The organism is Alphaproteobacteria bacterium US3C007, assembly GCA_034423775.1.
Taxonomy (GTDB): Bacteria; Pseudomonadota; Alphaproteobacteria; order Rhodobacterales; family Rhodobacteraceae; genus Thalassovivens; species Thalassovivens spotae.
Genome location: CP139918.1, coordinates 1,291,798 through 1,308,597 on the forward strand (window position 1 = coordinate 1,291,798; position 16,800 = coordinate 1,308,597).

Annotated in this window: 17 protein-coding genes; 6 read left to right on the forward strand and 11 right to left on the reverse strand. The window is 52.6% G+C overall.

Annotated elements, in window-relative coordinates; translation table 11 throughout:
- Positions 1-7: 7 nt before the first annotated feature.
- Complete coding sequence (locus UM181_06245; GenBank protein WQC64200.1) at positions 8-1,162, reverse strand: phosphoserine transaminase; 1,155 nt, start codon at positions 1,160-1,162, stop codon at positions 8-10.
- A gap of 286 nt (positions 1,163-1,448) precedes the next feature.
- Between UM181_06245 and serB the strand changes: the two genes are divergently transcribed.
- The 4 genes from serB to UM181_06265 all read left to right on the forward strand — a co-directional run bounded on the left by serB (position 1,449) and on the right by UM181_06265 (position 4,303).
- Complete coding sequence (gene serB / locus UM181_06250; GenBank protein WQC64711.1) at positions 1,449-2,324, forward strand: phosphoserine phosphatase SerB; 876 nt, start codon at positions 1,449-1,451, stop codon at positions 2,322-2,324.
- A 64-nt stretch (positions 2,325-2,388) separates the two neighbouring features.
- Positions 2,389-2,838 (forward strand): peptide-methionine (R)-S-oxide reductase MsrB, encoded by a 450-nt coding sequence (gene msrB, locus UM181_06255; protein ID WQC64201.1) that lies wholly within the window; start codon positions 2,389-2,391, stop codon positions 2,836-2,838.
- The gene (msrA, locus tag UM181_06260; GenBank protein WQC64202.1) at positions 2,835-3,332 is read left to right on the forward strand and encodes a peptide-methionine (S)-S-oxide reductase MsrA; all 498 of its coding nucleotides are present in this window, start codon (positions 2,835-2,837) and stop codon (positions 3,330-3,332) included. The genes msrB and msrA overlap by 4 nt, the downstream gene beginning before the upstream one ends.
- 50 nt (positions 3,333-3,382) lie before the next feature.
- Positions 3,383-4,303 (forward strand): DMT family transporter, encoded by a 921-nt coding sequence (locus UM181_06265; GenBank protein ID WQC64203.1) that lies wholly within the window; start codon positions 3,383-3,385, stop codon positions 4,301-4,303.
- Here UM181_06265 and UM181_06270 read toward each other — a convergent pair.
- The 5 genes from UM181_06270 to UM181_06290 form a co-directional block, all read right to left on the reverse strand.
- Entirely contained in the window at positions 4,300-5,628 is a 1,329-nt protein-coding gene (locus UM181_06270; protein WQC64204.1) for an FAD-binding oxidoreductase, read from the reverse strand. The genes UM181_06265 and UM181_06270 overlap by 4 nt on opposite strands.
- The gene (locus UM181_06275; protein WQC64205.1) at positions 5,625-6,446 is read right to left on the reverse strand and encodes an ABC transporter permease; all 822 of its coding nucleotides are present in this window, start codon (positions 6,444-6,446) and stop codon (positions 5,625-5,627) included. The genes UM181_06270 and UM181_06275 overlap by 4 nt, the downstream gene beginning before the upstream one ends.
- Complete coding sequence (locus UM181_06280; GenBank protein WQC64206.1) at positions 6,443-7,333, reverse strand: ABC transporter permease subunit; 891 nt, start codon at positions 7,331-7,333, stop codon at positions 6,443-6,445. The genes UM181_06275 and UM181_06280 overlap by 4 nt, the downstream gene beginning before the upstream one ends.
- A 4-nt stretch (positions 7,334-7,337) precedes the next feature.
- Entirely contained in the window at positions 7,338-8,474 is a 1,137-nt protein-coding gene (locus UM181_06285) for an ABC transporter ATP-binding protein (protein WQC64207.1), read from the reverse strand.
- 64 nt (positions 8,475-8,538) lie between these two features.
- Positions 8,539-9,624, reverse strand: coding sequence for a polyamine ABC transporter substrate-binding protein (locus UM181_06290; protein WQC64208.1), 1,086 nt, complete (start codon positions 9,622-9,624; stop codon positions 8,539-8,541).
- Between the two features lie 169 nt (positions 9,625-9,793).
- On the opposite strand from UM181_06290, the gene UM181_06295 reads away from it, so the two are divergent.
- The gene (locus UM181_06295; GenBank protein ID WQC64209.1) at positions 9,794-10,456 is read left to right on the forward strand and encodes a GntR family transcriptional regulator; all 663 of its coding nucleotides are present in this window, start codon (positions 9,794-9,796) and stop codon (positions 10,454-10,456) included.
- Positions 10,457-10,560: 104 nt separating this feature from the next.
- Entirely contained in the window at positions 10,561-11,955 is a 1,395-nt protein-coding gene (locus UM181_06300; GenBank protein ID WQC64210.1) for an aspartate aminotransferase family protein, read from the forward strand.
- Positions 11,956-12,024: 69 nt separating this feature from the next.
- On the opposite strand, the gene UM181_06305 is transcribed toward UM181_06300, so the two are convergent.
- The 5 genes from UM181_06305 to doeB all read right to left on the reverse strand — a co-directional run bounded on the left by UM181_06305 (position 12,025) and on the right by doeB (position 16,797).
- The gene (locus UM181_06305; GenBank protein ID WQC64211.1) at positions 12,025-12,723 is read right to left on the reverse strand and encodes a DUF1194 domain-containing protein; all 699 of its coding nucleotides are present in this window, start codon (positions 12,721-12,723) and stop codon (positions 12,025-12,027) included.
- A gap of 28 nt (positions 12,724-12,751) precedes the next feature.
- The gene (locus UM181_06310; GenBank protein ID WQC64212.1) at positions 12,752-13,234 is read right to left on the reverse strand and encodes a hypothetical protein; all 483 of its coding nucleotides are present in this window, start codon (positions 13,232-13,234) and stop codon (positions 12,752-12,754) included.
- A gap of 112 nt (positions 13,235-13,346) precedes the next feature.
- Positions 13,347-14,240, reverse strand: a complete 894-nt coding sequence (locus UM181_06315) for a DMT family transporter (protein WQC64213.1) — start codon at positions 14,238-14,240, stop codon at positions 13,347-13,349.
- 88 nt (positions 14,241-14,328) lie between these two features.
- Entirely contained in the window at positions 14,329-15,699 is a 1,371-nt protein-coding gene (locus UM181_06320) for an aminotransferase (protein ID WQC64214.1), read from the reverse strand.
- Positions 15,700-15,780: 81 nt separating this feature from the next.
- A complete protein-coding gene (doeB, locus tag UM181_06325) occupies positions 15,781-16,797 on the reverse strand; it encodes a N(2)-acetyl-L-2,4-diaminobutanoate deacetylase DoeB (protein ID WQC64215.1) in 1,017 nt (338 codons plus the stop codon).
- Positions 16,798-16,800 lie beyond the last annotated feature (3 nt).

Genomic DNA, 16,800 nt, shown 5'->3' on the forward strand with positions numbered 1-16,800 from the left:
AACCGGCTTATGCGGCTTGCATGAGAGAGGTGATTTCCAGCTGGAAGGCCCAGTCTAGCCAAGGCAGCATGGCCTGGATATCATTGGTTTCCACCGTCGCACCGCACCATATGCGCAGCCCAGCAGGGGCATCGCGATAGGCGCCAATGTCAAACGCGATTGCCTCATCCGTCAAACGTTTGGCAATTGCTTTGGCGAAGGCACTGCCATCTTGAATGCGCGTATCGGTGAATTTCAAACATACAGAAGTGGTTGAGCGGGTGGATGGATCCTGCGCCAGAAAATCAATCCAATCATGCTGCGCAACAAATTCAGCAATGGCATTTGCATTGTTATTCGAACGGGCGATCAAACCGGTCAATCCTCCAACCGAGCGTGCCCAATCCAATGCCACCAGATAATCCTCAACCGCCAACATTGAAGGCGTGTTGATGGTTGCGCCGTTGAAAATTCCTTCAATCAGCTTGCCGGCTTTGGTCAGGCGAAAAATCTTTGGAAGCGGCCAAGGGGGCGTATAGCTTTCCAGGCGTGCTACCGCGCGCGGACTTAGAATCAGCATGCCATGCGCGGCTTCCCCGCCCATTACTTTTTGCCAGCTAAAGGTTGTGACATCCAGCTTATCCCAAGGCAGATCCATGGCAAAAGCGGCTGAAGTGGCATCGCATAGGGTTAGACCCTCGCGCGTTGCCGGGATCATATCTCCATTGGGCAAACAGACGCCAGATGTGGTGCCATTCCAAGTAAAGCAAACATCTTTGTCAAAATCGACTGCGCTGAAATCAACGATATCGCCATAATCGGCGATGCTCACGCGCGCGTCCAGCTTAAGCTGTTTCACCGCATCGGTGACCCAGCCGGCCCCAAAGCTTTCCCAAGCCAGCATTTCAACTGCGCGTTCGCCCAGCAAAGACCACATTGCCATTTCGTAAGCGCCCGTATCCGAGGCCGGTACGATGCCAATGCGATACTCATCCGGAATGCCAAGAATGTCGCGTGTACCGTCAATCGCGGCTTTTAACTTTGCCTTACCAATTGCGGCGCGGTGGCTGCGCCCCAAAGGCGCATCAGCTAGGTTTTTTAAATCAAAAGTGGGGATTTTGGCGCAAGGGCCAGATGAAAAACGCGGATTGGCCGGCCGCGATGCCGGTTGTTTAATAGCCATTAATGCTACCCTTTCAGATAATCGCCCCTCGTTGGGGAGGGGTGTCCCACTAACGTCTTTATAGCGCTGGCTAAGCGCTCACAAGGGCGAAAAGGTATTTTTGCTGCTGCGTGTCACATGCGGGGCGTGCATGCTGGCCGCAACAGCATCCCTGAAACTGCATCCTTTGGGGCGCGTGACAGCGTGGCCGCGGGGTGACAAGCCGGCGCCATTCGGGCATGAGGGGCGCAAAGGACGAAACGGCAGCGTCAAGGCCGGTGGCCTGGCGCTTAAAAAAGGAGAGCAAATGTTGATCTGTAGTTTGATCGCCCCCCCCGGTGGCTTAAGCGTTGATATGGCTGGAAATTTATTCAGCGCTTGGGGCGGGCGAGAGCTCACATGGCTGCATCCGCGTGAAGCGGCGGAATTTGAAATTGCTGCCATGCCTGAAAACCGGTGGCAGGTTTGGCAAGATCTTCAAGAGATGCACGTTGATCTGGTTGTGCAACCAAAGGCGGGCCGGCGCAAAAAGCTGCTTTTGGCCGATATGGACAGCACGATGATCCAGCAGGAATGTATTGATGAGCTGGCCGATTTGGCGGGTGTAGGCACGCAGGTTAAAGGCATAACGGCAAAAGCGATGAATGGTGAGCTGGATTTTGAACAGGCTTTGCGCGCGCGCGTTGCGTTGCTGGAGGGGCAGCCAGCATCTATCATTGATCAGGCGCTCAAAACCCGCATTTTCTTTACAGCAGGTGGGGCCGAGCTGCTGGCTACGATGAAAGCCAATGGGGCTTATACGGCGCTGGTATCGGGTGGATTTACCGCTTTTACGCAGCCAGTTTCGCAGCATTTGGGTTTTCATGAACATCACGCCAACCAGCTTTTGGTGGATCACGGCGTGGTAACAGGGCAGGTCAGCGATCCGATTTTAGGCCAGCAAGCCAAAGTTGAGGCATTAGAGCGTTTAACCGCGCAGCTTTCAATCACTGCGCAGGATGTTTTGGCGGTTGGTGATGGGGCCAATGATCTGGGCATGTTGAAACGCGCTGGCAGCGGCGTTGCGCTTCATGCCAAGCCCAGCGTTGCCGCGCAATGCGATATCAGGATCAATCACGGCGATCTGACGGCGCTGTTGTTTCTTCAGGGGTACCCGCGCAGCGCATTTCGCACAGCGGTTTAACCCGCAAGCCTTTATTTTTGGAAATTTGATCCCATATTATGACTTAGAAAAAAATGGGGATGAGATGGCAGAGTATCAGCGCAATCCGGATGTGATCGCCGCTTTAAGTGAAGAGCAATATTGGGTCACGCAGGAAAATGGCACCGAGCGTCCGGGCACGGGCGCTTTATTGAACAACAAACAGCCTGGGCTTTACGTTGATATCGTCTCGGGTGAGCCGCTTTTCACCTCGGGTGCAAAATTTGACAGCGGTTGCGGTTGGCCCAGTTTCACCAAGCCGGTGGAAACTCAGCATGTGAAAGAATTACGTGATAGCAGCCTTGGAATGGTGCGTGTAGAAGTGCGCAGCTTGCACGGGGATAGCCATTTGGGCCATGTCTTTCCAGACGGGCCGCAAGCACGTGGGGGGCTACGCTATTGCATCAACTCGGCTTCGTTACGGTTTATTCATCGTGATGATTTGGAGGCTGAGGGCTATGGCGCCTATCGCGATCAAGTGGAGGATGTGGTATGAGTGAGCGTGCGGTTCTAGCGGGGGGATGTTTTTGGGGCATGCAGGATTTAATCCGCCGCCTGCCGGGCGTAATCTCGACGCGTTGCGGATATTCCGGGGGCGATGTGCCCAATGCCACCTATCGCAATCATGGCACCCATGCCGAGGCGCTGGAAGTGATTTACGATCCCCAAAAGCTGCGTTTCAGCCAGCTTTTGGACGTATTTTTTCAAATTCATGATCCAAGCACGCTGAACCGGCAAGGCAATGATCGCGGACTGTCTTATCGATCTGCCATTTATTATGTAACTGAAGAGCAAAAACTAACGTCAGAGCAAAGAATTGCCGCTATGAATGCCAGTGGCATTTGGCCAGGTCCTGTGGTGACTGAGCTGGAACCGGTTGGCCCGTTCTGGGAGGCAGAACCAGAACATCAGGATTATTTAATGCGCGTTCCCAATGGCTATACCTGCCATTTTCCGCGCGCCGATTGGGTCTTGCCAAACTCAGCTTAAAGCCGCAGAGAGGCTCGGCGATGCATCGATGATAAAAAAGGAGGCGTGCCGTGCAACCTCTTCGAGGTATTGCCCTTAAACTGTGTGCGGTGATGCTCTTTATTATCATGCTCTCGTTGGTGAAAGCGGTATCGGCGGATGTTCCTGCCGGTCAATCGGTGTTTTTCCGCTCGTTCTTTGCGATTCCGGTGATCGTGGTTTGGTTGCTCTTGCGGGGGGAATTATCTATCGGCTTGCGCGTGCGCTCGCGGATGGGGCATTTTTGGCGCGGCGTTATTGGCACCATAGCAATGGGGTTGAACTTTGCGGCGGTTGGGTTTTTGCCCCTGCCCGAAGTGACCGCAATTAGCTTTACAGCTCCGCTGCTCACCGTCCTGCTGGCGGCGCTGTTGCTGGGCGAGACAGTGCGCATGTTTCGCCTTTGCGCGGTGGCGCTGGGGTTGATCGGCGTGTTGGTTGTGATCGAGCCGCGTTTGACCGTCTTTTCCAGTGGTCCATTTGAACCACGCGCCGCTTTTGGGGTGGGTTTGGTGCTTTTGGGCGCGGCGTTCATCGCGCTTGCACATGTGCATATTCGCAAGTTGACCCTTAGCGAACACCCTGCTGCGATCGTGTTTTATTTTAGTTTAACCTCGACCAGCGTGGCGCTGTGTACGCTGCCCTTTGGCTGGGTGCTGCCCAGTATCATGCAAACGGTTTTGTTGGTTTTGATCGGGCTGATCGGCGGCGTTGCACAAATATTTTTAACCCTATCTTATCGCTTTGCGCCTGCCTCGGTGGTGGCACCGTTTGAATATACCGCCATGTTGTTTTCGCTGATGATCGGATATGTGTTTTTCAACGAATTGCCGACATTGCAAATGCTGATTGGCGCTGGAATCATCATAATGGCGGGTTTGGTGATCATTTTGCGCGAGGCGCAACTGGGATTAAAGCGCGGAGCGTCCAAAGCTGTCAAACCGCCCGCTTAAAGGTCTTGTAAATATTTCAAAGCATAGGCCGGGGCCAGAAGGTGGCGCCGATACCGCCCCAAGGGGAATTTTGGCGGCTGCGTTCCCAGCAGTTTTGGACGCTCAAAATTCGGTGCGCCGCCAATCACCAAATCGCTGAGCACCGCCCCTGCATAGCTGGCCATCGCCACGCCATTGCCATGATAGCCAAACCCCGCATAGGCCCCGCTGAGGTTGGGAATGGCCCCGATAAAGGGAATTTGATGCCGCGTCATGCAGACCATCCCCGTCCAGAAATGCCGGATTTTGACGCGTTTCCAAGCTGGAAACATCGTATGAAAATCGCGCGTAATCAGCTTTTGTATCGCAGCTTCTGAGCGGTCGGTTGAGAACAGACCGCCGCGCATTCCGAATAAAAACTGTCGGTTCGGCATCAGGCGAAAATAATGCAAAAGCTGGCGGGTGTCATAGGCCATTTGCGCGCTGCTCCAGCCTTGCGCTTCTATCTGCTTGGGCGTTAGCGGTTCGGTGACAATCACGGAAGAATGCAGCGGCATAAAGCGCCCTGCCATCCAATCGGGCAGGTCTTCAGCGGCATATGCGTTGGTTGCAATAATAACCCGATCGGCCGTTATCGAGCCTTGCGGCGTGGTCAATCGAAATGTCTCGCCCGCTTTTTTGAGATCAATTACCGGGCTGTTTACAAACACTTTACCGCCGTTTTTGACCGCAGAGCTCAGCAAACCATAGGCATATTTACGCGGGTTTAAACCAAAGCCGATGGGGATCGTTAACGCGCCGTGAAACGGCCCTTGCATTCCCAATTGACGCAGCTCACTTTTGCTATGAAACAGCGCCTCAACGCCATAATCTTCTTTGATCTGAGCGCGGCTGTTTTTTAAGCTGTCGCAATCTGAGGCGCGATGGGCCAATAGGGTTTCACCGCTTGAATGCGTATCAGCCTGAAGGTTAAGCTCGGCCAATAGGGTTTTGACCAAGCCCACCGCGGCAACTTCGCTGCGCCGATAGGCGAGGCGTTGTACTTTGCCATAGCGCTTATCCAGTTGGGCGTTTTTAGCCTGCGCGCCGCCCAGGCAACAAAACCCGCCATTGCGCCCAGTTGCCCCAAAAGTGGGAAATTCGGCTTCGATCACCGTGACATCGGCGCCGCGCTTTGCCAGATGATGCGCCGCCGATAGGCCGGTAAAGCCAGCGCCTATAATGGCAATCTCTGTGTTGATATCTTGCGTCAGGTTCGCCAGCTCTGGCGTATCGGTTGTACTGGCCCAATAGCAGGCGGCAACGGGTTTTGCGCTATAAGCGCGGGCTTCACATAAGCGCTTCATCCCTGATTGCGTTTTGCCATTGCGTTGTCATCTTGGAGCTTGCGCGCGGCGCGCTTTGAAATCAACGAGGCGCTGATCACACCAATGGTGACGATTGCGATCATAATCGTGGATAAGGCGTTGATTTCTGGGCTTACGCCAAGCCTGACGGCGGAAAATATTTTAATTGGCAATGTGGTGGCCGAAGGGCCGGCAGTGAAAGAGGCAATCACCAGATCATCCAATGACAGGGTGAAGGCCAATAACCACCCTGAAATCACCGCAGGTGCAATGATTGGCAAAGTGACCAAACGGAAGGCTTGCAGCGGGCTGCACCCCAAATCAAGCGCGGCTTCTTCGAGCGCGCGATCAAAGCTGGCAAGGCGCGAGGACACGACCACCGATACATAGCACATTGAAAACGTGGTATGCGCCAAGATAATTGTAAACACACCGCGATCTAGACCGATCCCGATAAACAGCAATAAAAGCGAGAGGCCGGTGATCACTTCTGGCATCACCAAAGGCGCGTAAATCATGCCGGAAAATAACGTGCGCCCCCAAAACCTGCCGGCGCGGATCAACACATAGGCGGCCAAAGTGCCAAGAACAGTCGCCAAAGTTGAAGAAATAAAGCCCACTTTCAGCGTAACCCAGGCCGCGTCTAAAAACGCTTCATTTTCAAGCAACCGCCCATACCATTTGGTAGAAAACCCCGCCCAAACCGTGACCAGCTTTGAGGCGTTGAAAGAATAAATCACCAATATCACCATCGGCAAATATAAAAATGCAAAACCGAAGGTTAAAGCCGTGGCGTTGAACCAAGTGAACTTTTTCATTGCTCACCCTCGCGCTGTTTCTGCTCATTGCGTTGAAACAGAATAATCGGGATGATTAAAATAAGCAGCAGGATGATCGCCACGGCCGAGGCCACGGGCCAATCTCGATTTGAGAAAAATTCCTCCCATAAGACCTTGCCAATCATCAAGGTGCGCGAGCCGCCAAGTAAAGAAGGGATAACAAATTCACCAAGCGCGGGGATAAACACCAAAAAACATCCCGCAACAACGCCGTTTTTAGATAGCGGCATAGTGATCAGCCAGAAGGCGCGCAGGCGTGAACATCCCAAATCAATCGCCGCCTCGAGCAAAGAATTGTCTAACTTCTCCAAACTGGCGTAAATGGGCAGGATCATGAAGGGCAAGTAAGTATAGACGATCCCGATATATACCGCCCAATTGGTATTCAGAATGGTCAGCGGGGTTTCGATTAATCCGAGCGCCAATAACAGCTGGTTAAGCAGGCCTTCAGTACCCAAAATGCCCATCCAAGCATAAACGCGGATCAAAAAGCTGGTCCAGAAGGGCAGGATAACCAACATCAGTAAAGTGGCGCGCCATTCGGTGTTGGCGCGGGCGATTCCATAGGCGATTGGATATCCAATCAACAGCGTCAGCGTGGTTGATATGAAGGCGATGCGCAGGCTTGACAGATAGGCTTTCCAATAGAGATCATCCGAGGTTAAAAACACATAGTTTTCAAAATCTAGCGCCGCCCAAAAGCGCAGAAAACCCTGCCAGCCGGCGTTGAAATCTAGGCGCGGTGTATAGGGGGGGATGGCCAGATCTATATCTGATAGTGATATTTTGAAAACGATCAAAAACGGCACGAGGAACAGCGCCACCAGCCATAAATACGGCAGGCAAATCATCGCGAAGCGGCGCATCTCTCTACCTTTTCAGCAGCACGCCAGCGCTGCCTTGAAAGTAAACCCAGACCGTATCTTCCCAGGTGAGCCCGCGCTCAGACAGGCGCTGGGTATTCGCGGTTTGGGCCTTGATAATATGGCCTGAAGGCAGCTCGACGTGATAGGTGGAAATATTACCCAAATAGGCAATATCCAGAATTTTACCCTGGTAGCTGTTTTCAGAAGCGGCGGGCTTTTCTGCTGAAATCCCCACTTTTTCGGGCCGGATCGCAAAATGAATGGTATCATCTGTGCCGAAGCTGGCATCTGAGGGGGCGATGATCGGTGCGTGCTCGGCATCCCAAACAATTGAAATCTGGCGGCTTTCAGGCTTGGCTGTGCCGCTAATGATATTCACATCGCCAATAAAATCAGCGGTATAAATCGAATTTGGCGCTTCGTATATTTGCGAAGGCGTGGCCACTTGAACCATTTTGCCTTCATCCATCAGCGCCACGCGCGAGGAGACGGTCATCGCTTCTTCTTGATCATGGGTCACGATCACAAAGGTCGTACCGGTGCGCTCTTGAATATCCATCAATTCAAATTGCGTTTCGCTGCGCAGCTTTTTATCCAGCGCGCCGAGCGGTTCATCGAGCAAAAGCAATTTTGGCGCTTTTGCCAAAGCGCGTGCCAAGGCCACCCTTTGGCGTTGGCCCCCCGAAATTTGATGCGGTTTCCGATTGGCAAATTTGGCCAGACGCGTCAGCCTCAGCATTTCCGCAACCCGCTGCGATATCACCTCTTTATCGCGCGTCTCGCGCCGCAAGCCAAACGCAATATTCTCCCAAACAGACAGATGCGGAAACAGCGCATAAGATTGGAACATCATGTTTACAGCGCGTAAATTTGGTGGAATCGGTGAGATATCTTGACCATCTAGAAGAATGGTGCCGGCGCTGAGCGGCTCAAAGCCTGCAAGCAGCCGCATCAATGTTGTTTTTCCGCATCCTGACGGGCCCAAAAGCGCAAAAAACTCGCGCTCATAAATGCTGAGGTTCAAATTATCGATGGCCGTAAAATTGCCAAAGCGCTTGCTGACGTTTCGAAACTCGATCAGCGGCTTTGCAGCTGGATCTGCCCATGGTGCAAATATTTGCGTTTGGCCATTTGGCGCCATTTAAAAGCCCTTTTGGTTTGGTTTGGCCCGCGCGCAGATCAGCGCGGGCCAAATCGGCGTGGTCTTAGGTGCCCGATTTAATTTTGGTCCACATCCGCGTCACTTGGCGCTGTATTTTTGGCGGATAGGGCCGCGTGGTAAACAGGTTTTCCAAAGTGGCTGCATCAGGATAAATCGCCGGATCACCGATCACATCTTCTTCCAGCATGGGCTGTGAGGCGAGATTGCCATTCGCATAATATACATAGTTAGACGCATCCGCCATATTCTGCGCATCCATGATAAAGTTCAGGAATAAATGCGCGCCCTCTACATTTGGGGCATCGACTGGAATGGCCATTTGATCGAACCACATTTGCGCGCCTTCTTTGGCCGCATTATACGCGATTTCTACGCCATTTTCGGCCTCGTCTGCACGATCCCGGGCTTGTAGAATATCGCCAGACCAGCCGACGGCCACGCAAATATCACCATTTGCAAGCGCGTTGATATATTCAGAGCTGTGGAATTTTTTGATATGCGGGCGCACGGCCATAAACACCGCTTCGGCCTGTGCGATGACATCTGGGTCATGGCTGTCAGGGTTTTCGCCCAAATATTGCAGCGCCGCCGGGATCATTTCGGAAGGGGCATCCAAGAAATATACCCCGCAAGCCGCCAATTTGGCCATATTATCGGCGTTGAACACCAGCTCTAAAGAATCAAGCGGTGCATCCGCGCCTAAAATTTCCTGCACTTTGCCCACATTCACGCCAAGCCCCGTGGTGCCCCACATGTAGTTGATTGAATAGGCGTTATCGGGATCATATTGCTCGGTGCGCGAAGAGACCACATCCCACATATTGCTGTGGTTTGACAGTTTTGACATATCCAGCTTCTGGAAGGCACCCGCCACGATCTGGCGCTGCAAAAATGTTCCAGAGGGCACAACTACATCATATCCCGAGCCGCCGGCCAGCATTTTTGTTTCCAGCACTTCATTGCTGTCAAACACATCGTAAACCAGTTTTAAGCCTGTTTCGGCCTCAAATTTACTAAGCAGGTTCTCGTCGATATAATCCGACCAGTTATAGACGCGCACTTCGTCTGCAAAAGCTGCGCTGGCTGTTAGCGTCAGGCCGGCAGCGGCCGCGATAAGATTGAGTTTCATTCTGTGTCTCTCCTGTATAAGGAATGGGATAAGAGCATCCGCTCTGCATAGGTAATCTGATCAAATATTGCCAGACTTGGCAATATGTTTATGATTTCATGCGTGCAATGAACTGACAAGCTCTGTTGATTCATTTGTATTTTTTTGGCGATCGTTTTGGACTATATCGATGATGAACCTAGATAAAACCCTTTCTGCTGCTGCTTTGCCGGTGCATGAAATTGTCTATCAGGATTTGCGCGCGCTGATTTTATTCGGTGAATTTATTCCCGGTGAAGCGGTGACCATACAAGGGTTGGCCACGCGGCTTTCCGCGGGTCTCACGCCCGTGCGCGAAGCGATCAGAAGGCTGACCGCTGAAGGTGCGTTGAGCTTCAATGACAATCGGCGGGTCTGCGTGCCAACTTTAAGCCTCAAAGATCTAGAAGATGTATCTTTTGCGCGTCAATTTCTTGAACCAAAGCTTATTTTTATGGCGGCACAGCAGGTTACGGCGCAGGATATCGCTGCGCTTATCACGCTGGATAGCGCGCTTGATCAGGCCATTTTCCGCGGCGATGCGCCAATGTATCTGCGGTTAAATTATCAATTTCATCATCAGCTTTATCAATTGGCGCAGGCTCCGATTTTGAGCGCTTTAACCGATGGTTTATGGCTGCGCTTCGGGCCGTCATTGCGCATCGTCTGTGGGCGGCTTGGAACGCTTCACCTCGTGGATCAACATAAAGAAACATTGCTCGCGCTGAAAGCGGGTGATCCGCAGGCGGCCTCGGATGCGATTTTACAAGATGTTTTGCAGGGGATGGAGCAAATTCGCCTCGGCATTGCGTAAAGGCCGTGGGTGGTGATTCGATTGACAATAAATAATTTGATCATATTCTGTGCAAGCGCGCGATATTGCGCGCGCTCTGCCCCCGCAAAATCAAAGGTACCACGATGAATCAATTGACCAATTATTTGCCCACAGATGAATTGCAGCGGCGCAATGCGGCCCATCATATGCAACCGTTTTCTGCGCAAGATGAGCTGTCGGCCCAAGGCGCGCGGGTGATAACCAGCGCCAAAGGCGTGTATATCACTGATTCAGATGGCAACCAGTATTTGGATGCAATGGCGGGGTTATGGTGCGTGAATATTGGTTATGGGCGCAGCGAATTGGCCGATGTGGCGGCGCGTCAGATGCGCGAATTACCCTATTATAACACATTTTTTCAAACCACGCATGTGCCAGTGATCGAACTGTCAGAGCGCTTGGCCCAATTGGCTCCTGACAATTTGAACCACGTATTTTATGCCGGCTCAGGATCCGAGGCCAATGACACCAATATTCGGATGGTGAGGCAATATTGGGCGCTCAAAGGCCATCCTGAGCGCAAGGTTATCATTAGCCGGAAAAACGCCTATCACGGGTCAAGTCTGGGCAGCGCCTCGCTGGGTGGAATGAGCGCGATGCACGCCCAAGGTGGCATGCCAATTCCCGATATTCATCATATTAACCAGCCCAATTGGTGGTCAGAAGGGGGCGATTTGGACCCGGAAGAATTTGGGTTGGCCCGCGCCCGCGAGCTTGAACAAGCGATTTTAGATATTGGTCAAGAGCATGTTGCGGCCTTTATCGGCGAACCGGTGCAAGGCGCAGGTGGGGTGATCGTGCCGCCGCAGAGTTATTGGCCCGAAGTTCAACGCATCTGCCATAAATATGGCGTCTTGCTGATCGCTGACGAGGTGATCTGCGGCTTTGGGCGCACGGGCAATTGGTTTGGCAGCCAAACCTTGGATATCCAGCCCGATATCATGACCATCGCAAAAGGCCTTAGTTCGGGCTATCAGCCGATTGGGGGCTCAATCGTCAGCGACGAAATTGCCGCTGTTATGGCGACTGCGGAATTCACTCATGGCTATACCTATTCCAGCCATCCCGTGGCCGCGGCGGTGGCTTTGGAAAATATCCGGATTCTTGATGAAGAAAACATCGTTACGAATGTACGCACGCATACGGCCCCCTATTTAAAAACCCAATGGGAAAGCCTGAGCGATCATCCAATGGTGGGGGAGGCCAAGATTGTTGGGATGATGGGCTCAATCGCTTTGACGCCGGATAAGCAGAGCCGGGCAAAATTTGAAGCCGATGCGGGAACTGTGGGCTATATCTGCCGCGAGCGCTGCTTTGCCAATAATTTGGTGATGCGCCATGTCGGCGATCGAATGATTATTTCGCCGCCCTTGATTATTTCCACCGATGAGATTGATATATTGATCAGCCGGGCGCGCAAAGCTTTGGATGAAACCCATGCGGCGCTGATTGAAAAAGGCCTTTGGAAAGCGGCTTAGCCGGGCGTTTCTAGGCTGCGGGTCTGATTTCTAAAACGCAGATTTGCCTGCGAGCTTGCGGGGGGGTGCTTAACGCAGCTTGGGCGTATTTTCCGAGTAAAGCGGTGCAATTTCACGCTGGATTTTTTGGAAAATTGCACGCGGGAAATCATCATAGCCATCGGCAATTTCCACGAAGGATAGCGGCCCGCGTTGGATATCATTTACATAAAACTCAAGCGGGTCTGGGTGATCTCCGCGGATCACCAGCCCGTTAATCGTGACGCCCAAGCCAGCAATCAGGCTGGCCATTTGACCCGTGCTTTCGCCTTGATTGGCCCTGCCATCGCCGGAAAGATCGATCACTTTGCGCTCACATTGCGTGGGGTTTTGGGCAAACATTGAAAACGCGTGGCTCAGGCCCTGCGCGGGGGCAGTAAATTCAAAGCGAAAGGCACGTTTCATCTGATCGATCTCAGTTGCAAAGCGCGCGATTGAAGATTTATCTTGCAAATGCCGCCAAGGTAGCATGACGCGTTGTTTGTCTAGACCGCTCCATTGGGTGAGGCTGACCGCAATCCCCCCGTCCATCCAATTGATCATGTCGATAATTTCGGGATGGCGGAACGCATTGGCCGTGCCGCTGCGCATCAGGTCGAATTCATATTGATCCACCGAGCGCGATACATCCATCGCGATCACCAGTTCTATCTCGCAGGCAAGGGCTTGGTGAAACCCAAGAAACAGGCTGCAGATGAAGCTTTTTAATGGTGTGAAACGCATCTTCATTCTGGCCTAATCTAACGCAAGAGGTTGGTTATTTTAACCCTGTTTGCAGCATATGTTGGCGATATTGTGAACATCCATAGATCGCGCCGCACACCTCTACCAATTCCGCAACGGAGGCATCCTTTTGCATCAGTTTCTGGCGCTGTATCACCAGATGCCCCTGTTCATTGGTAAACACCATTTCAGGATGAAGGGCTTTAACATCCTGCGCGATAATCCCGAAACTAGGCAGATCGGCCATGCCAAGCGCTTTGGCCTCTGGCGTCCAGCGCCATCTCCGCACAATCAAGCCATTGCGCAAGATCACCCGATCCACAACATAGCTTACCAGCCGCGCATCTGTGGAATAATCATCCGTGCCGTCAGCCGCATTATCGGTTTGCAAAGCAGAGCCCTTGGCCTGTGGAATGATCTTGATCGATGATCCGGCTTGCGCGCCCTGCGCTGCGATCTGCCCCGCAATCAGTAGGGCGCTCATCACGGCCCGTTTGAAAATAGACCGCACCCTCATCGTGTTCTTTGTTTCCATTTGATGCGCATCACGCTGCTTTCCAATCTGTTATGACATAAATAAACCTTGGCCATCTTTGTCAAGTTTGGGCTTGGAGGGGCAGGTTTAGGCGTTAAAGCGCGCTGTTTTGGGCGTTTCGTTTTGCTTCGGGTTTGGCGCTGACTCGTGCAAATAGGGCGACCGACGCCAAAATTGTAAGCCCTCCGATCAGTTCGGTGGGGCTCATCGCTTCGCCCAAGAAAATCCACGGCCAGACGGGGCCTAGAACGCTTTCGATCAAAACCAAAAGGCTGACTTCGGCGGCCGGAACATAGCTGGCCCCCCATGTAACGAAGGCAATGCCGATGCCGATACCAAAAGCGCCCATGATCAAAATGATGGCTAAATCCTGCGGTAATACAGCAAAACTTGCCCCTGAAAAAAGGGTTGCGCCCGCGCCGATCAGCGCGCAGATCGCGCCACCGGTAAAGGTTCCACCCAGCACATCTTGTTTGCCGCTTTTGCGCGCCAGAACCAACATTAAGGCAAAACAGGCGGCGGAAATTAAGGCCATCACATTGCCAAAGCTTTGGCCAAGCTGGACCCCTTCGCGCACCATAAGATATACCCCGCAGGAGGCAAAAATCATCGCAACCCAGGTAATATTCTGCGGCTTTTCATTGATCCAAACCCAGCCGATTACCGCCGCCATAAAGGGCGCGGCCGAAAGGATAAACAGAGTTGAGGCAACGGTGGTATAAAGCATGGCGAAGACATAGCAGGTAAAAGCCAGTGCCAGCGCCGAGCCCATTTTGAAATCTGCTTGATCCAAGCGCTGTAAAAACTGGACCGGTCCAATGCGGCGGCGCAAACAGCTGACAAGGCCCACGATTGCGCAGAGGCTCAGCGAGCGGTAAAATAAGATCTGAAAGCCATTCGCATCGGTGAGAAGGCGCATGTAAAGCCCCACAAAGCTCATAAATGTGCCCCCAAGAAGGATCAGCATTACCGCGTTTTTCTTGCTCATTCGAACCTCTTGAATTGGGGCTGCTTAGATATGCCCCAGATATTATTGCCTGCTCTAATACTGAAAAATTGGGGAAACAAAAAATGTTTTACCCCAGTACCTCAATGATCGCATCGCGCAATTTGGCGATGATTTCATCAGCTTCGCTTTGCGTTAGGCAGAAAGGCGGCGCAAATCCTAAGATATCGCCTTCGGGCATCGCGCGGCTAATCACACCGCGGTTGAGCAAAGCCGCGTTTACTTTTGCGCCAATCATCGCGCTGGGTTCAAAGAACACCCGATCGTTGCGATCTGCCACCAATTCAACCGCGCCCAGTAATCCTTCCCCGCGAATATCTCCAACATGTTTGTGCGCCCCAAGCGCATCGCGCAAGCCGGCGGTAAAATAGCGCCCCATTGAGCGGACATTTTCGATTAAGTTTAAATCATCCAGTAAGCTTAGATTCGCCACGCCGGCGGCCGCACCAATTGGATGCGCCGAATAGGTCCACCCATGTCCAAAGGGGCCAAATTCATCCGTGCCTTGTTCTAACACGCGCCACATGCGATCGCTGACGATTGAGCCTGATAAGGGCGCATAAGCCGAGGTTAGGCCTTTGGCAATCGTGATCAAATCGGGTTTTAGCTCATAATGCTCGCTGCCAAACATGCTGCCCAAGCGGCCAAAGCCAGTGACCACTTCATCGGCAATCAGCAAAATATCATGCTTTTTCAAAACCGCTTGAATGGCGGCCCAATAGCCTTTTGGCGGCGGCACAAGCCCCCCTGTGCCCAAGGCCGGTTCACCAATGAAGGCGGCAATCGTATCCGCGCCCTCTGTTTCAATCATCGCCTCCAGATCCGCCACGCATTTTGCCACGAAGCCTTCTTCGCTTTGGGTTAGATCATCGCGGCGGTAATAATAAGGCGCGGTGGTGTGCAGGATCCGATCTAAGGGTAGATCAAATTTTTCATGAAATATTTTCAACCCGGTTAAAGATCCATTCACCAAGCCCGAGCCGTGATACCCCCGCCAGCGTGAGATGATCTTTTTCTTTTCAGGGCGCCCCAGAATATTGTTGTAATACCAAACCAGCTTCACATTCGTGGTATTGGCATCCGACCCCCCCAACCCAAAATAGACTTTGGACATGTGTTCGGGCGCGCGCTCTAGCACCATTTTTGACAGGGTGATTGAGGCTTCGGTGCCATGGCCGACATAGGCGTGATAATAGGCCAATTCATGCGCTTGTTTTGAAATCGCTTCGGCGATTTCTGATCGGCCATAGCCGACATTCACGCAGTAAAGACCGGCAAATGCATCCAGCAGGCGGTTGCCATCACGATCTGTGATGTGGCAACCCGACGCTGTTTTGATCACGCGCTGGGCTAAATTACCGCGGGAAAACTCTGCCAGATGGGTGGAGGGATGAAAGAAGTTTTCGCGATCCCAGCTTTCCAATTGGTCATTTTTCAACATGTTTTATCCTTACAAATGCCCTGTATAATCGTCCTGTGTTTCCGGGGTGGGTGCGCGATGGGTTTGGGCTGTGCAATCTGCTTAAGTTGGATCAGGCAAATCCACGTCGCCGATTATTTCTGCGATCACAGTGGCGCAATCGCCCATGGCGATCAAGCCAGGGAAATGCCGTCCAACCAGAATACCAGAGCGGCGTGCATAGCAATGTTCGGGCGCGCGTCCGGTATGATCTTTGGGCCAGATACGGGCGGTGATATCTCCTTTTTCCACAGGATCCCCCAAATCGACCATTGGTTCAAACAGGCCCTCGCCTGCAGCAAAGGTAAAGCAATCGCCATCGGGCATATCGATTTCAACAGAAGGTTCTAACGCTAAGGGTGCGTTCAGTATTTCAGCATGGATAAGCAGATTGCGCAGGCCTTTTTTTGCAATGGCAATCGATTTAGCAGTGGCGGATCCGCCGCCGCCCAGCTCGGTTGACACAAAGATCTTTCCCATATCTTCTGCGGCTGTGTCATACAGGCCCGTCTTGTCAATTTCGAGCTGCATCATTGAAAATGGCGCATTAAAGGCATTGCGCGCCGCCACGCAAGCGGCTTGCTGGGCCGGGTTTTCCAAAATATGGGCTGCCGCAAAGGGAAGAAAATCCAGCGTGCGCCCACCGGAATGAAAATCTAGCACAACATCTGCCATGGGCAGTAAATAGCGTTGAAAGTAATCTGCGATTTTCTCGGTGATACTGCCATCTGGGCGCCCGGGAAACAGCCGGTTCAGGTTGCCTTGGTCGATAGGAGAGGTGCGGGTGCCAGCTTTAAACGCTGGAAAGTTAAACGCTGGCACGATAATCACGCGGCCCGTGATCGCGCTTTCGTCTAGCGTTAAAGCCAGCTCCTGCAGCGCAACGGGGCCTTCATATTCATCGCCGTGATTGGCCCCGGTGATCAGCGCCGTGGGTCCGACGCCGTTGCGGATCACGGTGATGGGGATCATAATCTTTCCCCAAGCGCTGAAATCATGGCTATGGGGCAGCGTGAGATGGCCATGTTGCACGCCCTCTGCGTCAAAGGAAACGCTGGCGCTTATCGGAGAGGCTCTCATATC